Annotated in this window: 19 protein-coding genes and 2 tRNA genes; 17 read left to right on the plus strand and 4 right to left on the minus strand. The window is 48.7% G+C overall.

The genetic code is table 11. The features are described from left to right. Nucleotides 1-7: 7 nt before the first annotated feature. Together SCIP_RS02525 and SCIP_RS02530 are read right to left on the minus strand one after the other, a co-directional pair. Nucleotides 8-1,201: an SLC13 family permease gene (locus SCIP_RS02525; protein ID WP_006292955.1), complete on the minus strand. Its 1,194-nt coding sequence runs from the start codon at nt 1,199-1,201 to the stop codon at nt 8-10. Nucleotides 1,202-1,233: 32 nt separating this feature from the next. Then, nucleotides 1,234-1,307: transfer RNA gene (locus tag SCIP_RS02530), tRNA-Arg, on the minus strand. A gap of 155 nt (nt 1,308-1,462) precedes the next feature. Between SCIP_RS02530 and SCIP_RS02535 the strand changes: the two genes are divergently transcribed. The 16 genes from SCIP_RS02535 to SCIP_RS02610 all read left to right on the plus strand — a co-directional run bounded on the left by SCIP_RS02535 (nt 1,463) and on the right by SCIP_RS02610 (nt 18,518). Beyond that, entirely contained in the window at nt 1,463-2,962 is a 1,500-nt protein-coding gene (locus SCIP_RS02535) for an alpha/beta fold hydrolase (RefSeq protein ID WP_006292956.1), read from the plus strand. 10 nt (nt 2,963-2,972) lie between these two features. Beyond that, nucleotides 2,973-4,058, plus strand: coding sequence for a redox-regulated ATPase YchF (gene ychF, locus SCIP_RS02540; RefSeq protein ID WP_040590535.1), 1,086 nt, complete (start codon nt 2,973-2,975; stop codon nt 4,056-4,058). Between the two features lie 44 nt (nt 4,059-4,102). Continuing rightward, a complete protein-coding gene (locus SCIP_RS07505; protein WP_144427347.1) occupies nt 4,103-5,107 on the plus strand; it encodes a restriction endonuclease in 1,005 nt (334 codons plus the stop codon). Between the two features lie 14 nt (nt 5,108-5,121). Next, nucleotides 5,122-6,426 (plus strand): peptidase T, encoded by a 1,305-nt coding sequence (gene pepT, locus SCIP_RS02550; RefSeq protein ID WP_006292959.1) that lies wholly within the window; start codon nt 5,122-5,124, stop codon nt 6,424-6,426. Between the two features lie 58 nt (nt 6,427-6,484). After that, entirely contained in the window at nt 6,485-7,651 is a 1,167-nt protein-coding gene (locus SCIP_RS02555; RefSeq protein WP_006292960.1) for a glycosyltransferase family 4 protein, read from the plus strand. Nucleotides 7,652-8,124: 473 nt separating this feature from the next. Next, nucleotides 8,125-8,457 (plus strand): hypothetical protein, encoded by a 333-nt coding sequence (locus SCIP_RS07930; RefSeq protein WP_144427348.1) that lies wholly within the window; start codon nt 8,125-8,127, stop codon nt 8,455-8,457. An 89-nt stretch (nt 8,458-8,546) separates the two neighbouring features. Then, the gene (locus tag SCIP_RS02565; RefSeq protein WP_196792688.1) at nt 8,547-9,128 is read left to right on the plus strand and encodes a GNAT family N-acetyltransferase; all 582 of its coding nucleotides are present in this window, start codon (nt 8,547-8,549) and stop codon (nt 9,126-9,128) included. 134 nt (nt 9,129-9,262) lie between these two features. Continuing rightward, nucleotides 9,263-9,865: an aminoacyl-tRNA hydrolase gene (gene pth, locus SCIP_RS02570; protein WP_006292963.1), complete on the plus strand. Its 603-nt coding sequence runs from the start codon at nt 9,263-9,265 to the stop codon at nt 9,863-9,865. A gap of 63 nt (nt 9,866-9,928) precedes the next feature. Continuing rightward, complete coding sequence (gene mfd / locus SCIP_RS02575; RefSeq protein WP_006292964.1) at nt 9,929-13,612, plus strand: transcription-repair coupling factor; 3,684 nt, start codon at nt 9,929-9,931, stop codon at nt 13,610-13,612. A gap of 28 nt (nt 13,613-13,640) precedes the next feature. Continuing rightward, nucleotides 13,641-14,936 carry a phosphopyruvate hydratase gene (gene eno / locus SCIP_RS02580; RefSeq protein ID WP_006292965.1) on the plus strand — a complete coding sequence of 432 codons (1,296 nt, stop codon included), beginning with the start codon at nt 13,641-13,643 and terminating at the stop codon, nt 14,934-14,936. A gap of 96 nt (nt 14,937-15,032) precedes the next feature. Further along, entirely contained in the window at nt 15,033-15,737 is a 705-nt protein-coding gene (locus tag SCIP_RS02585; RefSeq protein WP_006292966.1) for an FtsB family cell division protein, read from the plus strand. A 50-nt stretch (nt 15,738-15,787) separates the two neighbouring features. After that, complete coding sequence (locus SCIP_RS02590; protein WP_040591017.1) at nt 15,788-16,315, plus strand: DUF501 domain-containing protein; 528 nt, start codon at nt 15,788-15,790, stop codon at nt 16,313-16,315. Continuing rightward, nucleotides 16,312-17,334, plus strand: coding sequence for a Ppx/GppA phosphatase family protein (locus tag SCIP_RS02595; RefSeq protein WP_040590538.1), 1,023 nt, complete (start codon nt 16,312-16,314; stop codon nt 17,332-17,334). Before SCIP_RS02590 ends, SCIP_RS02595 begins: the two co-directional genes overlap by 4 nt. 8 nt (nt 17,335-17,342) lie before the next feature. Further along, nucleotides 17,343-17,428: transfer RNA gene (locus SCIP_RS02600), tRNA-Leu, on the plus strand. A 118-nt stretch (nt 17,429-17,546) separates the two neighbouring features. Continuing rightward, nucleotides 17,547-17,960, plus strand: coding sequence for an FKBP-type peptidyl-prolyl cis-trans isomerase (locus tag SCIP_RS02605; protein ID WP_040590540.1), 414 nt, complete (start codon nt 17,547-17,549; stop codon nt 17,958-17,960). A gap of 75 nt (nt 17,961-18,035) precedes the next feature. Then, nucleotides 18,036-18,518 (plus strand): GreA/GreB family elongation factor, encoded by a 483-nt coding sequence (locus tag SCIP_RS02610; protein ID WP_006292968.1) that lies wholly within the window; start codon nt 18,036-18,038, stop codon nt 18,516-18,518. Nucleotides 18,519-18,771: 253 nt separating this feature from the next. Here SCIP_RS02610 and trhA read toward each other — a convergent pair whose 3' ends face one another. Next, on the minus strand, nt 18,772-19,674 hold the full coding sequence (gene trhA, locus SCIP_RS02615) for a PAQR family membrane homeostasis protein TrhA (protein ID WP_231287962.1): 903 nt from the start codon (nt 19,672-19,674) through the stop codon (nt 18,772-18,774). Between the two features lie 87 nt (nt 19,675-19,761). Between trhA and SCIP_RS02620 the strand changes: the two genes are divergently transcribed. After that, nucleotides 19,762-21,264 carry a sensor histidine kinase gene (locus SCIP_RS02620; protein WP_006292970.1) on the plus strand — a complete coding sequence of 501 codons (1,503 nt, stop codon included), beginning with the start codon at nt 19,762-19,764 and terminating at the stop codon, nt 21,262-21,264. A gap of 93 nt (nt 21,265-21,357) precedes the next feature. On the opposite strand, the gene SCIP_RS02625 is transcribed toward SCIP_RS02620, so the two are convergent. After that, a complete protein-coding gene (locus SCIP_RS02625; RefSeq protein ID WP_006292971.1) occupies nt 21,358-21,627 on the minus strand; it encodes a WhiB family transcriptional regulator in 270 nt (89 codons plus the stop codon). Between the last annotated feature and the right edge of the window lie 27 nt (nt 21,628-21,654).

The raw sequence follows: 21,654 nt of genomic DNA on the forward strand, positions 1-21,654 counted from the left end.
GAAGCCGTCACAGTATCAGATGAGCTTCACAGAGGAGAATTGCCAGAAAAATAAGATTGGTTGCAGTGTATACGGCTAGATATTTACCCTTAAGATGAGGGTAACGAGAGGTCACTGCCTTAAAGGAGACCAGGGAAGCCATAGAGGCAATCAGGGTGCCCAGGCCGCCCAAGTTCGTCCCAATAATCAGAGGTTTCCAGGCTGATGAAAAATTAGCCAGGAGGAGGGTAGTAGGAACATTGCTGATTAGCTGGCTGGACCCCACAGCCACATCCAGGGGATCAATCTGAACCAGATTAGCGGCCAGAGTATAAAATTCGGGGACTCTCTTCATGTTGCCAATAAAAATAAAAAAGGCAATAAAGGTTAAGGGCAAGCCCCAATCTACATGGATGAATGCTCTACGATCGCAAAAAAGAAAAGCTACCAGGCAAATGGCTATCATTCCCCACATAGGCATAATCCCGCCTACAGCCAGAATACAAATTATAAAAAGGGCAATGTAAACATATAAACGCCAGCCCCCGTAACCAGCACCATAGCCGGTAATTCGAATTTCGTCAGGAGCTGGAGTTTTTGCGTCAGGAGCCAGGATGTTGCGTTCAATCGTTGCCGCGTCCAGCCCTTCAAAACCGGGAATAGGTTTGTCAGTAAAGAAAATACAGGTGGCAATAATAAGGAGGAGAGCAGCTAGGAAAGAGTAGGGAAGCATAATGAGCATAAAATCAGCAATAGGCATCCCAGTTTTTGCTTTTAAGTACAAATTATGGGCGTTGCCTATGGGAGTCAGCATACTTCCCAGGTTGGCACCCAAAGTCATGAGGGTAACCACAAAAACTGTTCTATCTTCCATTTTTGCCATGATCAGTACGGCTATCGCAAAGGGCACGAAAGTTACCAAGGCGACATCGTTGGTGATGAACATGCTCGAAAAGAAAGTTAGGGAAATAAAAATTAAGACGAGGAAGCGGGGCGTTCGGGCGTGACTCAACATTTTTGCCCCTATAATGCGGAATACGCCAATGCGCTGTAGGCCAGTAACTACCAGCATCAAACAGACCAGCTGTGCCACGGTATGGGTATGACTATAACTTGTATACTGAGCGTCGGGTGGGACTATAAAACAAGATATTATGGCGAGAATGCTGGCAATAACCAGTATGGTTTCCCGTCGTAGCGTCTGTAATACCCAGCGCCGCATCGCATCCTCCGTGGAACGTGCACGATAAAACGTGGCCCCAATCAGATTCGAACTGACGACCTTGAAATTAGAAGTTTCCTGCTCTATCCAGCTGAGCTACGGGGCCGCGGCATCTTCAAAAGCACAACCGGAGTTACACACTTGAAATACCATCTATATCTTAGCAAAGTGTGCAACATCATGCAGGACGACACGGCCAAAACATTTGAAAATACTTACAATTCAGCGTGTATTCCCAGGCTGGAAACCTATACTAAAAATATGACGCTTTTGAATTCTTATTATCTGCCAGGACTTTTTGTTCAAGACTACTCAATAGATGTTCCCCTGGATTGGAAAGGAAAAGATCCTTCTTCTTTTAATCCTCCCCAGGGGACCGTAACAGGTTTCGCCTCTGGTCAGGCCGGCAGGTCTGATTCTAACCGGGCTCAGTCTGACGATGGGGCAACGATTAAGTTTTTCTATCGTGTTCTGGCTTCAGCTGAGCATGCGCATGATGAGCTTCCCCTTCTGATTTTTCTTCAGGGCGGTCCAGGAGGAGCCGGTCCTAGGCCGTACAGCCTTTCTTCCATACCCTGGATTGAAGAGGCCTGCAGGCATTACCGGGTTGTATTGCCGGACCAGAGAGGAACGGGGAGGTCCAACCGGGTTGATTCTCATGTGATGAGTGTTTTCGCTGATAACCCTCGTGCTGGTGCTGATTTTCTTCATCATTTTCTGGCCGATTCAATTATCCGGGATTGTGAATATTTGCGTCTCAGTCAGTTCGGGGGAGCACAGTGGACAAGTCTGGGCCAGTCTTATGGCGGTTTCCTGACCTTGACCTATTTGTCTCTTTTCCCTCAAGCTTTGCGGGCATCTTTTATTACTGGGGGAGTTATGCATATTCCTGGGAGTGCTCACGAGCTTTATGAACATACGGTTCCCAGGATGTTTGCTAAAACTCAGCAGTACTATCAATGCTATCCAGAAGACAAGGAGCGTCTGACGGCTATTGCTGACTATGTTGAGGATCATGATGTACGTCTGCCCAATGGGGATCCTCTGTCTGTTCGGCGTTTGCAGATGATGGGATCAGATTTTGGAATGAAGCCTAGTTTCGAACGGATGCACTGGACCCTGGATCAGGCCTTTGTGGGCGGTGATGGCAGTCTCCCTGGGAGGTCGGACAGGCTGACTCAGATTCAAAAAGACCGCGAAGGGGAGAAGCCGGCTGTAGACGAGGAAATTGAGCTGACAGACGGTTTTCTGCAGGAAGTTATGAACTGTACAGCTACGTACAGCAATCCCCTCTACTGGACCCTCCAGGAGTTTATATATGCTAACGGAGACTGCGGCCCAACCAATTGGGCTGCATACGATGTTATCAACTCAGATCCTCGTTTTGCTGTTGATTCACGCCCTCTCGCCCTGATTGGAGAGGCTGCCCTGCCTCAGATGTTCCAAGAAGATAGTTCCCTCAAGCCTTTCAAACAGGCTGTTGAGCTTATGATGCAGGACAGTCATTGGGGAACTATTTACGATCCTGATCAGCTTTCCCGCAACGATGTTCCCCTCTACTGCGCGGTCTATTTTGATGATATGTATGTAGATTCCAGCCTTCAACTCGATACCCTCAGCAGAGTAGGTAATTCTCATCCCTGGGTCACTAATCAGTTTGAACATGACGGGGTAAGAAGCGGGAATGTTTTTGCCCATCTGTATCAGGAGGCTTTGAACAGGGGAGACTTGGACAGGTCTGTCGTCAAACCTCGACCCTAGACTGGGCTCTATGTCTCTCACCATTGGAATTGTTGGACTGCCTAATGTTGGCAAATCCACACTTTTTAACGCCTTGACCCGCAACAACGTACTGGCTGAGAACTATCCCTTTGCCACCATTGAGCCTAATACAGGCATTGTTCCCCTGCCCGATTCCCGCTTGCAAGTTCTGGCCAAACTGGTGCATACCAGCAAGATCGTCCCCGCAACCGTGACTTTTGTGGATATAGCCGGAATCGTTAAAGGTGCCTCCGAGGGCGAAGGTCTGGGCAATCAATTCTTGGCTAATATTCGCGAGGCGGATGCTATCTGCGAAGTTACCCGTGTTTTTACCGATGATGACATTGTTCATGTCAATGGCACCGTGAATCCTGCTTCTGACATCGATACTATTAATACTGAGCTGATTTTGGCTGATTTGCAGACAGTGGAGAATGCTCTTCCCCGCCTGGAAAAAGACCTGCGTGGCAAGAAGATAAGCCCTGAATACCTGGAAGTGGTCAAGAAGGCCCAGGCTATTCTTGAAGAGGGGGAAACTATTGATCATGCTGCCGGAGCTGGAAAAATCGACAAGGATGATATTTATGATCTTCATCTGCTAACGGCTAAGCCTTTTATCTATGTTTTCAATATGGATGATGATCAGTTGACTGACAAGGAGCTGAAAAAGCAGCTGTCTGACAGTGTTGCTCCTGCGCAGTCCATCTTCCTCAATGCTCAGTTTGAATCCGATCTTACCGAGCTTGATGAGGCAGATGCTCGAGAGATGCTGTCTGATGCCGGCTTGAACGAATCAGGTTTGGACCAACTGGCTCGGGTGGGATTCGACACCCTTGGTCTGCAAACCTTCCTGACTGCCGGCGAGAAAGAAGTCAGGGCTTGGACTATTCATAAAGGGTGGACCGCTCCCAAGGCAGCTGGTGTAATCCATACAGATTTTGAGCGCGGCTTTATTAAAGCGGAGGTTGTCTCTTATGATGACCTGGTTGCTGCCGGTTCCTATGCAAAAGTTAAGGAAGAAGGCAAAATGCGCCTGGAAGGCAAAGATTATGTGATGCAGGACGGAGATGTTGTTGAGTTCAAGTTCAACGTGTGACCTGGTGGAATGAGCTGCTGGTAGAAAGAAAACAATACATTATTATGGGAAAAAATTATGAGAATTGGTGGGAACAGTCAGAAGCGTTCTTTACTCGGACTGACTTTTTGACGTTGATAGAGCACTATATTCTTCCTGCTGCTATTGCCATAATTGCATTAATTCTCATTTATTATTTTCTCAAGAAGATTATCCGATCTGCTGCCCGTGCAATCAGAAGAGCTCAAATTTGTCAGCAATATGGTGTCGAGCTTCCTAAGACTGTGGTTATAAAAAAGACCACTAAAGATAGAAAAATTGGAGAGTTCATCCTTGGCTACCCGCATTGGGAACGAAGCAAAAAAGATGGAACTCGAGACCAGCGGGTAAAGAATTCAGAGATAATCGACAGTATAAGCATATTAGAGATTGGCTCTTGGCGATTGACTACTGACAATCCCTTTACTATGTATAGCATGGTTTCTACTTTTCGTCGTGCAGGAGTTATTATTGCATATTGTGCAGAGGAAAAACGAAAACGAAATCACCTGGTTCGAGAATTAAGGAATCGACAGTCAGCAGTAACAATAGAAGGAATCAGGAATCGGTTTCGCGAAAGACCGACGGATTTTGAAAAATTCTGCGCGGATATTTTCAGGAAACTAGGTTACCAAGTTCAGGTCACACCCCCTTCAAATGATGGTGGAATTGATCTTAGAATGAGAAGATCAGATGGCATGACTTTTATTGTTGAATGTAAATGCTATGAAAAAAATAATCATGTGGGTCGTCCAGTTATTCAAAAACTCTATGGGGCTAATAGTATCGAACACGCGCAGAAAATGATAGTAATTACTACTAGTCAATTTTCTGCAGAAGCAATAGCCTTTGCTCAGAAAGTTGGAGTGAAACTGATAAATGGTAATGCTCTAGTTGAGTTGTGTAAACGTGCGTGGGGTAATGCTTCCGGTCCCCTTTATGAGATTGATATTCCAAAGCAGGTATTGCGTCTTACGACTAATGATATTTTATCTCATATTCCGTTAGATATGCGTAGATACTATTATTAGAGGAGATTAATTCTATGGCTTTTTATGACTTAGATTTTATTGAAGATCGATTTGTTCACTATGCTCAGCAGAACACCCGGTCTGATTATGCCAGCAGGGATCGGATCCCGTCCACGCCTGGTCAGGAAGCTATGGCCAGGGAACTGGTTCAGGAGCTTCAATCGATGGGGTTGGAAGCATACTATAACAGGAGAACAGGATTCGCAATAGGTCATCTTTCCGCAAATATTCAGGACTCTCAGGACTTTCAGAACCCGGTGACTGGTGTGGGATTTTTCTCCCATATAGATACAGCTGATTTCAATGCAGAAAATATCAAGCCTCGCATATGGCGCAACTATGAGGGAAACAAACTGACTCTGAATGAGCAGGAAGGAATATACCTGGATCCTGAACAATTCCCTGCCCTGAAAAGTTGCCAGGGGCAAACACTGATTACCAGCGATGGGACTACTTTGCTGGGAGTGGATGATAAGGCCGGAATTGTAGGAATTCTTGCTGCTCTGCGATATTTTCAGCAGAACCCCCAACTGGAACATGGCGATATTTATGTGGGCTTTGGGCCAGATGAAGAGATCGGGATTGGAGGTCAGCGCTTTGATCCTGCTGACTTTCCTGGTGTTGAACTGGCTTACACCATGGAAAATGGTCGTCCGGGAGACTTGGAATATGAAACTTTCAGTGCTTCAGTTGCTCACGTTGCCATCAAGGGAACGGTGGTACATCCCGGTGAAGCGTACGGTTTAATGGTTAATGCCACTACTTTGATGGCTGATTTTTTGAGCTGTTTGCCAGCTGACCAGGTTCCTGAGAAATCCAGAAACCATGACGGCTTTATTATGGTGACTGAGACTCAGAGCTGTGTAGATCGGGCCACAATCAACATAATTATTCGTGATTTTGATCAGGAGAAATTTGCAGCAAAAGAGCAGATAATTCGTGATTTGGTTAATAGGATGAATCAAAAGTATGGTTCCGGACGTTTCAGTCTGACAATCAGAGAACAGTATAAGAATATTTATCAAGTCATAAAAGATAAACCGTATACGGTTAACCTTGTTTTGGATACATACAGAAAACTAGGTATAAAAGCTCATATCCAAACTTTCCGAGGCGGCACCGATGGGAATTTTATTACTGACAAAGGCATACCTACTCCCAATCTTTTCAACGGCGGAGGCAATTATCACGGTCGATATGAATATGTGACAGTGGAGCAGATTGATCAGCTGGCTGAAGTGCTGGTGAACCTGGCCCAGGAGCATGTACGCCAGTGTCGTCAAGGTCGTGACGAGGCTCCTCTGGAAAAGTATTGGTAAAAGTTTTAGTAAAAGCATTGGTGACGGTGACATATACCGGTGTATAAGGCGGAATATTATGCGCATAGGTTTTGTTTTTGACGATACTCTCGATGCTCCTGACGGGGTTCAACAGCATATTATGACTTTAGGCAGGGAGCTGGTTCGCCGGGGTCATCAGGTGGTCTACTTTGTGGGGGAGACCAAAACCCATCCTGTTGGAGGAATCGTTCCCCTGTCAAGAAATGTGGCCGTGCCCTTTAACGGCAATGTCATGCGAATCCCCCTGCCGGCTTCTCGCAGGCGCATTCGGGCCGCTCTGGAGCATTATCACTGTGATGTTCTTCATGTTCAGGCCCCTTACAGTCCTTTCCTGGCTGGCCGGGTGATTAGTCTGGCTAAAGAAGTGACTCCCCATGCCCGAATTGTGGCTACCTATCATATTGCTCCTTACTCGAAGGCGGCAGAAGTTGGAGGCCGGGTACTGGCAGCTGTCAACGCCTTCAGCGGCAGGAAAATTGATCAGGTTATTGCTGTATCTCCGGTTGCAGCTGCCTATGCACAGAAGACCGCTGGCTGCACGCCATTGGTGATTCCCAACCCAGTGGATTGCAGGGCGATGGAAGCTGGTGGCTTCTCCTCTGACCGGTTCTCTGACCGCCACGATGGTAAGCATCTTGTTTTTCTGGGGCGGTTCGTTGAGCGCAAGGGGGTCCGGCTGCTCATGAATGCACTGGAATACGGTGCAACACATGGAATCTTTCCTTCCGGAATGCATGTAACCTGCGCCGGAAAAGGGCCGGACCTGGAAACCTGCCAGCGGCAGGCTGAACAAATAGATCTTCCTATTGACTTCCCCGGATTCGTGGATGAAAAGGATAAACCCGCCCTGCTTGCTTCGGCTGATATTGCTGTTTTTCCCAGTATTTCTGGCGAATCTTTTGGCATCGTCCTGGTCGAAGCCATTGCAGCTGGCGCTGGCGTTGTCCTTGCCGGAGATAATCCTGGCTATCGATCTACTGTGGGCGACAACGAGCAAGCCTTGTTTGATGTTTCGCCAGACCAGGGGACTACTCGCTCAGCGGCTTTGCTGGCTGAGCGGATTGCCCTCATGATGACTGATTCACGCCTGGCTGCCTGCGTGCACAAGCAGGAACAGGCTCTCATTCCTCGGTACGATGTCCGCCATGTTGTCGATCAGCTGGTCGATGTATATACAGGCAAAGATACCGAACGTCCGAATTAAACGACTGAATTATTATGCGTCCGCGCTTCTATAAGCTACTATAGAAGAAGGGAGACAGTTATGTTCATGTGGCTTCTTTATTTACTTCCATATGTTTTGGTACCAATCGGACTTTTTCCAGTCCTACAGTGGCTGATAAGGAAACTCAGAGATGGTGTATCCGCAATCGGTGAGAAGAAAACTACAGCTGTATCGCATATTATAAAATTGAAGAAAGCTACTCTGCGTTTGCCTGTAGTATTATCGTGTTTCTCTTTCTGGCTTGTTCGCTGGGCTTTGGATTCTGGGAGGTAATAATCAACAATTTTTATTATGGAGCGCTTTCGTTGCTTTTATCGCTGAGAGTTTCCCCCCTGGCAGCTGTGATAATTTTCCTTTTGGTAATAATACTTGGTATGCCTCTTGTTTCTTTGTCTCTTCCTTTTGTCTCTCGGTGCAAGGATCATTCTGTTTGGACCGACAGACTTTATACCATGTCATCATTAATGACACTTATATGGATAATTCTGTTGGCAATCCAGCAAGATAAGCGTGTATGCTTTGGTGAAGGATGCCGCAGCTGGATGGACATTGATCTTCGAGGAGAACGCATAGCACTTGTTCTGCTGATTATCAATCTCTTCATTCAGCTCTGGTACATTGCTATTATGCCGGCAGAGAGAAATGCCCATATACCTGTTCCCGTGCTTCATAGCGGAGAAAATACCGGTATGAGTGGTAAAACGGTTTCCCTTATGGAAAATCCCGGTGCTGCGGAGTCTAATAGAGATGACACTTTGTCGTCCCCAGCGTTCCGACAGATATAAACTCACGGGTAGAGGGCTGCAGCTCAGAATGGTGATTTCCAGAAGTATTTTTACAATTATTCTTAAAAATAAGCAGTACATATAAAATTATGACCTTCAAGGAAGGTAAGAACATGTTTTCTCTGGTTGTTGACAGCGATATATCCCTCTCCCTTCCCCGGCCCCGCTTTGATGCGCCGGCTCTTTTTCAGCTGATTGAAGACAGCCGTCCGGAACTGGAGCGATGGCTCCCCTGGGTCCCTCTCATAACCAGTGCAGACAAGGAGAGGGAATCGCTGGAAGCTTTTCTTGCTGATTTTGGTAGGGGAAAGTCGCTGAATTGCCTGATTTGGTATAGGAACCAAATTGCTGGAATGATCAGTTTTAATAAGTTTGCCGGGAATGGATCAGCAGACATCGGGTATTGGCTGCGGACGGATTTTACCCATCGGGGGATTATGCATCGTGCGGTTGAAGCCTTTATTCGCCTGGGCTTTGAGGAGTATGATCTGAACAAAATTGTGACCAGAGCCGCCACAGGGAATGCTCCCAGCAATGCGGTGATTCGTGGTGTCGGCTTTCATTTGGATGGGGTACTGCCTCAGGAAGAAAAGGTGGGAGGCTCTTATCTGGATCACAACGTGTGGTCGCTGCTGTTGGACGAATGGAAGATCCGAAGAGAAAAAAATTAGTCTCCTTTTGCGGCTGTGTAGAGGTGTGTATAGGATAGACGGGCAAGACGCGGGATATTCATTACAAAAGATCCGGATGCATAAAATACAGATACAGGATACAGGCAAATTTATAGGTGAGGATAATTAAGGCCATGGCATCAGATTTTTGGCTCATTGTGGGCCTGGGCAACCCTGGAAAAAAGTATGAGGGAACCAGGCATAACATTGGATTTATGTGTGCTGACCTGCTTGCGCAGCGGTGGTCTGTCTCTCTGAGCGAGCACAAGGGCTTGGCCCAGCTGGGCAAAGGTATTATGGATCTGGGGGGACGGAGGCAAAAATTCTTCCTTGCCAAGCCCCTGACTTTTATGAATGATTCAGGCGATGCTGTGGCTTCTGTCAGCTCGTATTACGACATTATTCCGGAGCATATTATTGTTATTCATGATGATATGGATCTGGATTTTGGGCGGATTAAGGTGAAAAACGGCGGATCTCCCGGAGGACACAATGGGCTGAAATCCATTGACCGATCGCTGGGAACAGGTGGGTATAATCGGGTGCGTTTGGGCACCGGTCATTCTCAGCGCGGGCAGCATGCCCATGATAATGCTATTAAATGGGTTTTGGGCGGATTTGCCTCTGCACAAAAATCTCAGATGGATGATTTTCTTTCCGATGGGGCTGATGCTGCTGAAATGATTGTTTTTCAGGGAATTCAAAAGGCTCAGACTCAGTTTAATTCCAGGAAATAAATAATAAGTACGGAAAGAAATACTGAAAGAAAATTTACCAGACCAAGGTAAAACGGGGAATACATGAATTCTGGTAAGGATAGCAGCGAACAATCATCACCTGTGGTGACGGGGACTTTGGCCCCGTTTGTGGTCAGTCTTATGAAGGACCCAACCTTTTCTGAGCTGGTGGCAGATGGGTCCGACTATACCCTCATTGGTGCCCCTGAAGGCATCCGTCCGGCTTTGGCTGCTGCTGTTGCTGCGGCTGATCAGAGCGATCAGGCAGGTAAGGCCAAACAAGGCAAGCAAGCAGGCCGACAGCCTGGGCGGCCAGTTGTCCTGGTTGTTCCTTCCAGCCGGGACGCTGAAGATGCGGTTGCTTCCATCCGGTCATGGTATCGGGGGAATCCGTCGGACATTGATGAGCTGGCTGCCTGGGAAACTCTGCCTCATGAGCGTCTGTCGCCCCGGGCCGACACAATTGCCCGCAGAATGTCTGTTTTCCGTCGCCTGGCTCATCCTGTTGCCGGTTCTCGTTTGTTTTCTGTTCTGAAAATCCTGGTTGTTCCTGTCCGGTCTTTAATCCAGCCTGTGGTTCGGGGGATTCAGGATGTTCAGCCTCTGGTTTTTGCTTCTGGTGGGCAGATGGATCTGGAATGGGCCGAAAAGCGTCTGATTGAAAACGCCTATGTTCGTTCTGATTTGGTCATGGACAGGGGGGAATTTGCTGTACGAGGGGGAATACTTGATATCTTTCCGCCAACCGCTGCCCACCCGGTCAGGATTGATTTCTTCGGTGATGAGATTGACAGTATAAAGGCTTTCCATGCAGCCGATCAGAGGACTTTTGGCCAGGAAATTGATCAGATGTGGGCTCCGGCCTGTCGCGAACTACAGCTGACAGATGCTGTCAGAGCTAGGGCTAAGGCATTGATTGGGGCTATTCCCAATGCAGATGATATGCTGGAATCTATTTCTCAGGGTATTCCGGTTGAAGGCATGGAGTCCCTGATTCCAGCCCTAGTTGATGATCTGATGCCCGCCTACTCCCTGTTTGATTCTCAGTCGGTGATAATGTTCAGCGATCCGGAAAGGCTGAGACGGGCAGCAGAGGATTTGTTGAAAACAGCCAATGAATTTTTGGCAGCAAGCTGGCACGTCGCGGCTGGCGGTCACGGTGCCGGTGCCCCTATTAGTTTCGATAAATCGAATTTCATGGATTTTGAAGAGATCCACCGTGCTCTTCAGTTGACCCATTCGGCTTGCTGGGATTTATCGGGTTTGGGCGTAGATGAGTCGGCTGAAGGACATGCCAGACTGGAGGCAGTGCCTCCTGCTGCCTTCCGGGGAAATGAGAACAAGGCTGCCAGTGGAATAGGTGCGCTGCTTGACCAGGGTATGAATGTTGTGGTGACCGCTGCTGCCCGTGGAACCCTCAGCCGTTTGAAAAGGGCCATCACCACCACCGGTATAACAAGAGTTTCCTATCTTTTATCTTTGACTTCCGATGGCTTTGTTGATACTGCTGCTCGAGTAGCAGTCCTGACAGAGAGGGACATTACCGGTCATTCTTCCGTTGCCGCTCAAACCCGAACCCCGCCCCGCCGCCGTAAAGCCATTGATCTGGTTGAGCTGAAAAAGGGTGACTATGTGGTTCATGAGCAGCACGGGATTGGCCGTTTTGTGGAAATGGTCCAGCGGCCGGTTTCTCCAGGGCGTTCTCATGGACGGACCCTGGTAGCCTCGGCATCTGCAGGGGCCGGTCAGCATACTCAGTCCATGCGGGAATACCTGGTCATTGAGTATGCCCCCAGCAAGAGGGGCGCCCCGCCTGACCGGCTGTATATTCCCACTGATCAACTGGATTTGATCAGCAAATATATAGGGGCAGAAGAGCCCAAGCTGAATAAATTGGGCGGGTCTGATTGGGCAGCAACAAAAGCCAGGGCCAAAAAACGAGTTAAAGAAATTGCTCAGGATTTAGTAAAGTTGTATGCCGCGCGCCAGCGGACAGCGGGCTTTGCTTTCAGTCCTGATACCCCGTGGCAGCATGAATTGGAAGAAGCTTTTCCCTACCAGGAGACTCCGGATCAGCTGACTACCATAGATGAAGTGAAGGCAGACATGGAGAAACCTATCCCCATGGATCGCCTTATCTGCGGTGACGTCGGTTTCGGCAAGACTGAAATTGCAGTCAGGGCTGCCTTTAAAGCTATCCAGGATTCCAAGCAGGTGGCAGTATTAGTTCCTACCACTTTGCTGGCTCAGCAACATTATGAGACTTTTTCTGAACGGTTTGAAGGCTTTCCTGTAACCATTAAGATGATGAGCCGCTTCCAAACGGTTGCCGAAAATGCTCAGACTGTTAAGGAGCTGAGTGAAGGAACAGTCGATCTGGTCATTGGAACTCACAAGCTGCTCAATCCTAAAATTACCTTTAAAGATTTGGGCCTGGTCATCATTGATGAGGAGCAGCGCTTCGGAGTAGAGCATAAGGAAACTTTGAAAGCCCTCAGAACTAATGTGGACGTGCTCAGCCTGTCTGCAACCCCTATTCCTCGCACTCTGGAAATGGCTGTTACCGGGATCAGGGAAATGTCGACCCTGGCTACTCCACCTGAAGATCGACTGCCGGTTTTGACGTATGTGGGAGCATACGAAGATGCCCAGGTGACTGCGGCCATCAGACGCGAGCTTTTGCGGGGAGGCCAAGTATTTTATGTGCATAATCGGGTTCAGGATATAAGCAAGGTTGCAGCCCATATACATGACTTGGTGCCAGAGGCAAGAATTGGTACAGCGCATGGGAAAATGGGGGAGAAACAGCTGGATGCTGTTATCCGTGATTTCTGGCATCGCGATATTGATGTTCTGGTTTGCACCACCATCGTGGAAACCGGTCTTGATATTTCCAATGCTAATACCCTGGTTGTAGACAGAGCTGACCGTTTCGGGCTTTCCCAACTTCACCAGCTGAGGGGACGGGTAGGTCGCGGCCGAGAGCGGGCCTATGCCTACTTCCTCTACGATCCCAGCAAGACTATGACTCAGACAGCTCACGATAGGTTAGAAACCATTGCCCAGAATACTGCCTTAGGATCGGGCTACGACGTGGCTATGAAGGATCTGGAAATCCGCGGAACTGGTAATTTACTGGGGGATGAACAGTCTGGTCATATTGAAGGTGTTGGTTTTGACCTTTATGTTCGCATGGTATCCGATGCTGTCCAGGAGTATAAAGAACCTGAACGGATTCAGGCTGTGTCTACCAGCGTGGATTTACCCGTGGAAGCGTCGATCCCTGAGTCATATATTAATTCCGACAAATTGCGGTTGGAAATCTACAGGAAGATCGCTGCTGCCCGGAATGAGTCAGACTTTGACGATATTCGGGATGAGTTGCAGGACAGGTATGGCAAGCCGCCGCAATCTCTGGATATTCTTTTTGCTATTGCCAGGCTGAGGATGAAGGCGAAGAACATGGGCATTACCGATGTCATTGCCCAGGGAAAGACCATGCGAATTGTGGGTCCTGAGCCGCGGGAGTCTGTCATGCTCAGATTAAAACGGATTTATGGCAGTGCCCTTTACCGCAGGCAGACACATACCCTGACTATTCCCACACCTTTTCAGGGGTCGTTTGATTCCGCCCCCATGGGATCAGCTGCTATTATTTCCTGGACTAATCAGGTTTTGGTTGATCTTCAGTGGCACGCCGGCGGCCAGGGCCTGTCCACGTCCAGAAAATCGAGTAATCTGGAATAGTTCACACAACCAGACAAAAGGAGTAGTTGTGGCAATTATTGAAAGCATTTATGCTCGCGAGATTCTTGATTCCCGTGGCAATCCTACAGTCGAAGTGCTTCTGGAAACCGATGATGGTGCAGTAGGCCACGGCCTTGTTCCTTCCGGAGCCTCAACGGGTGAAGCCGAGGCCTGGGAGCGCCGTGATGGTGACAAGTCCCGTTATCAGGGCAAGGGCGTCCTCGACGCAGTCAAGGCTGTTAATGAGGAAATTGCCCCCAAGGTCATTGGTATGGATGCCACTGACCAGCGGGCTCTGGATGACGTCATGATTGAGCTTGATGGTACCCCTAACAAGGGCCGTCTGGGAGCTAACGCCATTTTGGGCGTATCCCTGGCAGCCTTGTACGCCTCTGCTGAGTCTGCTGATCTTCCTCTCTACAGGTACATCGGCGGAACAAATGGGCACATTCTTCCTGTCCCCAACATGAACATTATGAACGGCGGAGCTCATGCTGATTTCGCTACCGATATTCAGGAATACATGATCTCCCCTTATGGTTTTGATACATACCGTGAGGCACTCCGGGCTGGTGTTGAAGTTTATCACACTCTCAAGGGTGTCTTGAAGAAGGATGGCCTGGCTACCGGATTGGGCGATGAAGGTGGCTTTGCCCCGAAGATGAAGTCCAATGAGGATTCTCTTAAGTACATCATCAATGCCATTGAAGCTGCAGGCTATGAGCCTGGCAAGCAGATCGGCATTTGCCTGGATGTTGCTTCTTCCGAGTTCTATAACAAGGAAAGCGGCAAGTATCATTTCGACGGAGAGGACCGCGACGCCGAATATATGCTTGATTATTACGAGAAGCTGGTAGATGAGTATCCGATTGTTTCCATTGAGGATCCTTTCCAGGAAGAAGGATGGGACGACTGGGCTTCTATTACCAAGCGCTTGGGTGATCGTCTCCAGTTTGTAGGAGATGACCTCCTGGTAACTAACCCCAAGCGGCTGCAGAAGGGTATTGATCTGGGTGCTGCCAATTCTCTGCTGGTAAAGCTCAACCAGATCGGCACTGTGACCGAAACTCTTGATGCCATTGAGCTGGCAACCCGCAATGGGTTTACTTCTATGGTTTCTCATCGTTCTGGCGAGACTCCTGACACCACCATTTCTGATCTTGCTGTGGCTAAGAACACTGGCCAAATCAAGACTGGTGCTCCTGCCCGCGGCGAACGTATTGCTAAGTTCAACCGTCTGCTCGAGATCGAGGAAGAGCTTGGTTCTACTGCCCAGTATGCCGGGTACAGCGCATTCAAGGCCTGCAAAAAGTACGTCAAGTAAGGTGAACAGTACGACAAGTAGGTTGAACGCATAAGTTCTGAAAAGAAAAGATACCTGTCCGCTCCTGAGTCGAGTTGGACAGGTATTTTTGTATATATGACTCTTCGAATGCCGGCTGACCATCCTCATTCCGCTGCCCCTATGGGGCCAGGTAAGCACCGTCGACGGGCGAAGACCAGATCCGCCTCTTCGCCGACTGCACCAGCTAAAAAGGAAGCGATGACAGCTGGGTCAGGTAAGGTGGCTAAATCCGGGCCAGGAAAGTCACATACTGGAACAGGAAAGCAGGGGGGAGCCTCGGCAAAACTTGCTTCCGCCCTTAAAGAGAGCAACCCTATTGCTTTCTTCATTTCCCTGTGCCTAGTAGTTTTTGCCCTGATTTATTTTGCTGCAACTCTGCAGCTGTACATTAAGAACACTACCGAGCTGAGTGCCCTGAAATCGCAGGAAGCCAGTCTTATCGCAAAAAAGGCACATTTGAAAAATGAGATTTCCCGATGGAACGATACCGCCTACATTACCGCTCAAGCACGGGAACGACTGGGCTTTGTTTATCCGGGTGAGCAGTCAATAACCCTGAAAAATTCCAAACACAAGACCGCTTCCTCCCGGTCTTCGAATGATTCACAATCAGCTGGTCAAGCTGGTAGTAATCTTCCCTGGTACAAGGAGATTCTGTACTCTATGCAGAAGGCTGATTCCACCGGACCGTCATCATCATCGAACTCATCCAAATCCAAACGCATACCCACCCAAAAGGAACAGGAAAAGTGGCAGAAGAGCCTACAAAACGGGAACTGAAACAGCAGAAACCCGAACAATCTGCTCCAGGTCATTCTGCACATGTCCGCCTGTGTCGTACACTCCTGGCTCAGCCGCCCAGTCAGAACGATATTGCCCTGGTAACCAAGCAGTTGGGTCGCTATCCTCGGGGAATGGTGGCTGTAGGCGCTCGCTGCAACCGCGGCCATCCTCTGGTAACAGTAACCAGGCCCTTGTTGGAGGGGAAAATTCCTTTCCCCACCACTTTTTACCTATCTCATCCTGCCGCAACCAAAGCTATTTCCAGGCTTGAGGCTCAGGGTATGATGACTCGCTTTAATCAGGAGCTGGGCGAGGATGACACTTTAGCCTCCTGCTATCTGCAGGCGCATGGGGCATATCTTGATTTTCGTCAGTGTCTGGCTCAGATTCTGGGTGATTCCCAGGAGCATATCCGAGGGATTAGTGCTGGCGGGATGCCTCACCGGGTCAAGTGCCTGCACGCTCTTGTTGCCCAGTCTTTAGTCATGGGTCGGGGAGTGAATCCTATAGGAGACAGGGTGTTGACTATGATCAAAGATGATTTTGATCCACAAGTATGCAGGTGCGAAATATGACAGTAACTGTTGCAGGAATCGACTGCGGAACAAACTCTATTCGTCTTATGGTTGCCCGGATCAGCAGTGATGGCAGCATGGAAGTAGTAGTTCCCCGGATTATGAGGGTAGTCAGGCTTGGCCAGGATGTTGATAAAATTCATAGGTTCAGCCCTGAGGCTTTGAAGCGAACCTTCGCTGCTATTGATGAATTTGCTCAGGTTTTGTCTGCCCATAAGCCGGATGCTCTGCGGTTCGTTGCTACTTCGGCAACCAGGGATGCAGAAAACCGGGATGATTTTGATCGCTATGTCTTTAACCGTCTGGGTGTGCATCCTGATGTCATCCCCGGGCAGGAAGAGGCCCGGTTCAGCTTTTTGGGGGCAACTTCTGTTGTCGATGCTTCTCTTCATCGGCCTCCTTACCTGGTCATGGATTTGGGCGGCGGATCTACCGAACTGGTTCTGGGGGGAGATGGCAGAAGCCTTTCCTCTCATCAGGTTGCTCAATCCTATTCCATGGATATGGGCTCGGTCAGGGTCAGCGAGCGCCATTTGTTGTCCGATCCTCCCACAGACAATCAAATTCAGGAAGCTAGTGCGGATATAGACCGCAGTCTTGATCTGGCTTGTGCCGCAGTCGATTTATCTCAGACTGGCACTTTCATTGGCGTTTCGGGAACCGTCACTACAATGGCCGGGGTCGCTTTGGGTCTGAAAGAGTATAATCGCCAGGCTATTGATGGAGTAACTTTCAGTCTGGATGATATTTTCCGGGTAGATCAAAAGGTTCTGTTTATGACCAGGCAGGAGCGGGGGCAGCTGGGAGTTATTCATCCGGGCAGACTGGATGTGATAGGGGGAGGGGCCCTGATTCTGACACAGGTCCTTGCTCGAACCCGCAGATGCCTTGCCGCCAGAGGGGAGCAGCTTACTTCTTTGACTGTCAGTGAGCATGGGTTGCTGGATGGAATAGTACGCGATCTGGGAATGAAGCTCCTAACCTCGTGTCATAATAGTGAGGATGTCTCATCCACCTGATGAGGCTTGCCCCGGTGGCGGAATCGGTAGACGCAGCGGACTTAAAATCCGCCGACTATTAACGGTCTTGCGGGTTCGAGTCCCGCCCGGGGCACTGTTTTATGAAGTGCGGCAGTGCTACAGTGTTCGTTAGTGTCAGGGCTGACTGCAGGATAAGTGAAATCAGATAAGTGGAAATAACAACAGCAGAAAATCAGGAAAAGGAGATTATAATGACTGCCTCAATTATGCCAGAAGTGAATGCTGATTTCGGTGCCCAGCCTCAGATTACTTTTCCCATCCAGGAAGCTCCGGCCGGTTTGAAAGGCCAGGAGATCGTGGAGGGAGACGGACCCTTGGTTCGTAAGGGAGACATGGTAACAGTCAATTATCACGGGGTTGTATGGGGGAGCGACCACCCATTTGACTCCAGTTTTGACCGCCATCAGCCTGCAACTTTCGGAATTGGGGTGGGACAAGTAATTCGCGGTTGGGATCAGCTGGTTCCCGGCCACAATGTTGGTTCCCGTCTGGTGGTATCCATTCCTCCAGAGTATGGGTATGGCCGCAATGGCATGCCAGCTGCTGGTATTGGTGGCGATGATACTTTGGTTTTCGTTATTGACATCATCTCTACTCGTCGGTAAGATTAGCCAAGAATAAGCCGACAACAAAATCCAATTTTTCAGGTCTTTTCCTGGACGCATTGCGAGGAGGTACTTATGCCACAGGATAAGGTTTATATGCTTACACAGGAAGCCTATGACAAGCTGAGAGAAGAACTGACTTATCGTGAAGGTGAGCTGCGGGAAGAAATAAAGGAAAAGATTGCCGCTGCCCGCGCAGAGGGCGATCTGAGTGAAAATGGAGGCTACCAGGCTGCACGCGAAGAGCAGGGAAAGAATGAGGGCCGTATCCAGGAGCTGACTGTTAAGCTTCGGGATTCACAGATTCTGAAGGCTCCCAACCCAGGAAAAGTTGGACCAGGCTCTTTGGTAGTGCTCGAGATAGCCGGTCGGGAAATGACCTATGTTCTGGGTTCTCATGATCTGGCGGTTGCTACTGATTACGATATTGTCAGTCCTGAATCTCCAATCGGAGCTGCTATCAATGGTAAAAAGACTGGTGATACTGTTTCCTATACGGCTCCTAACGGCCGCAATATTACCGTGACTATTAAAGAAGCAAAGCCTTTGAAGGCATAAAAATTCTGAAAAATAATTCCCTGGCAACTTAGCAGCTGGCGATGATGCTGCAGGTGCCAGGGATTTTTGTATATTTTTTGTATATTTTTGTATGTATGGCGACCTTTTTGACAGGACTGGCATGTTTGGCAGACTCGGCATGTTTGGCAGACTCGGAAAGATCGGGGCAGATTTTTCTAGCGTCCAGTTTTAGTATGCAGTTTTAGCGCCCTGTTTTAGCGCCATGTTTCAGTGCGCAGTCTAGGCATGGAGTTTAAGCATGCATCAGGGCAACAACGACAAAGTAAATAGCAACAACATGGCAGGCGTAGCCCAAAACAGTCCCGGTGTGGAAGATCTCATGAAAACCAAAGACCATTGGCCAGGGATCGGGCTTGCGAAGCATGTAGACTATAGCTCCACCTATATAGCAGATTCCACCGGCAACAATCAGCCATACTACGGCAGGTCCAGCATAGGGGGACAGCCAGAAGAATCGGAGAAAGGCTACTCCGGACACGCCAAATACGATGTATGTGCTGGTATAAAGCCAGCGGGGAGCATTAATCCAAATGACATGAATTATCAAAGCTATGGTAGTGAAAATCCACATGGTGGCAATAATTATGTTTCGCATGCCACTGCTCAAGGCAAAAGATATGGGAGTGTAAGTGCCGGCAATGAGGAGGAAAATGTTCATGTGATCAATCCGCCTCAAGACCCCGGTTACTTTGGTGGACCAGTCGCCCACATGGTAAATAGCAGAGTTGGTAAAAAGAATGAGGGAACTAGTCATGAAAACAGCGCAAGCCCACTTGAGGCCGGCAGAGGGAGCCAGACAGATAAGAACAATTCCGGCTGCCAGGGCCAGGGGAGCGGTGACCAGGTGAATCCAACCTCTGAGCAGGGGTTTCGGTCGCCCATGAACATCGAGACGGACTTTTTTCTTATAACTTCCCCGTGCCTTTTGCTCAATGATGCTGGCCTTGTATTCACCTTTTGCCAGGATCCTGTCGGCCTTGGCTCTCGCCTTCATCCTGATGGCATCAGCCTTGGCCTGCTCGTTGGCGATGCGTGCCCGTACCACTTGTTGCACTGCCTGGTTGCTCACTTCAGGATCATCTGTTGATGGTTGAGTAGTTTCAATGATATCCGTGGAATCGTCAGAAGCAGTCATAGGTATCACCTGTCCCTTCATACATCTTTACAGTTTACCGACAGGCATAATCAAGGATGAGTTCGATGAGTGAGTACAATGACGTTTATGACAGATTTTACTGACGTTTTTGCCCGCAGTGCCACTCTTAGCAAGGATGATAAAAGTTGGCTGCGACGTATTCTGGACGATTGGCAGGTTATTGCAGATTTGAGTTTTGCTGATCTGATGCTGGTCATACCCATCCAGGAAAACGGAGTGCAGCGCCTAGTAGTTGCTGCTCAGTGCCGGTCTTCCACAGTGGTATCCCGCCAGATTGATGATATGGTAGGAAAGAATCTGCCTGAGTCTTTAGTAGCTCCGGTTTATGACAATCTTAATGGTCGGGTTGATGGTGGAATTGACCACTATCGGATGGTGGGATCGGCCACTGTCTGTGATGATTTCGTTCCTGTCCGTCATAATGACAAGATTTTAGGCGTTTTGGTGCGGGAGACTAATATGATGACCCGTCTGGTCAACGGGCATTACGAATCTGAGAGTATTAAGGTGGGGCATGAGATCTTTGCGATGATTGGAGATGGTACTTTTCCCTATGTGGATGATTTGCTCTCTAAGCAAAGGCATGATCCTAGGGTATCGGACGGTTTCCTGATCCTATCAGAAGATGGGATAGTGGAGTATGCAGCTCCGAACGCAGTTAGCTGTTTCCGCCGGCTGGGCTTGGTTACCGATCTGATTGGCCGCTATTTGAGTGAGTTCATCACCGACAGGATTCAGGAGAATGATAAGGTGCCGGAATCTCTTCCTGGTGTTCTCACAGGAAAATTCTTTGCCGATTCTGAAATTACCACATCCAATGCATCTATAGCCCTGCGCTGTTTTCCTCTTTTCTCCGGCGGCAGCAGAACTGGGGCTGTTATCCTCTGTCGGGATGTAACTGAAGTTCGCCGCAGGGAGCGAGAATTGGAAACTAAGGATGCCACTATTGCCGAAGTCCATCACAGGATTAAGAACAATTTGCAGGCTGTATCATCCCTGCTCCGTCTTCAGGCCAGGCGAACAAAAAATGAGGAAGTTCGCAAGGAACTCCAGGAAGCCCAGAGGCGGGTGGAAACTATAGCCGTTGTTCATGAAGGCCTGAGTCAGACGGCTGATGAAGTAGTGGATTTTGATGCCGTGATTGCCAAACTGTTGAGGATGGCGGTTGAGGTGGCAAGTACCGATGAACAGGAGATTAAGATTTCTTATCTGGGACAGTTCGGCATGATGCCAGCTCAGGATGCTACTCCTCTTTCCTTGGTTTTGACTGAGCTGGTAACCAACTGTGTGGAACACGGTTTTGAAAATCGTAAAGAAGGCAACATTTTGATATCTGTTGGACGCAGCGGTAAAAATCTGAATGTTGTTGTTGAAGATGATGGTAATGGTCTGGAAACAGAAGTCGACGAAAAGGGCAAATCAGTCAAGGCTTCCGGCTCTGGATTAGGAACACAGATTGTTAATACCTTTGTGACCAATGACTTTGGCGGTACCATCAAATGGGGGGTAAATCACCCGCATGGAACAAGGGTTGAGATATCCATCAAACTAAGAGCTGCCGAAAACTAGAAACTAGAAAACTAGAGAAGACTGGGTAGGTGAGAATGTAGGCAAGCCACAAGCAGACAGATAAGCCGAATAATATGCTATGAACTTATCATTTCAGCGCATACGCATGCTGCGGCGGGCTCGCATATACCTGCGCTTCAATGCACGGCGTTCGTCTTCGCTGTATCCGCCCCAGACCCCATAATCTTGGTTGGTATCTAGAGCAGTCTTGAGACATTCATCAACGACTTCACATGTTCTGCACACGGCTTTTGCCTCTTCAATCTGCTGAAGGGCAGGGCCTGTATTGCCAACCGGGAAGAAAAGCTCAGGATCCTTATCCCGGCATGCAGCCTTGGCTCGCCAATCCTGTGAACTACTCATTGTTATTTCCTCGATCCTGTGTAATTA

The sequence above is a fragment of the Scardovia inopinata JCM 12537 genome (genome assembly GCF_001042695.1).
In the GTDB taxonomy this organism is placed as follows: domain Bacteria; phylum Actinomycetota; class Actinomycetes; order Actinomycetales; family Bifidobacteriaceae; genus Scardovia; species Scardovia inopinata.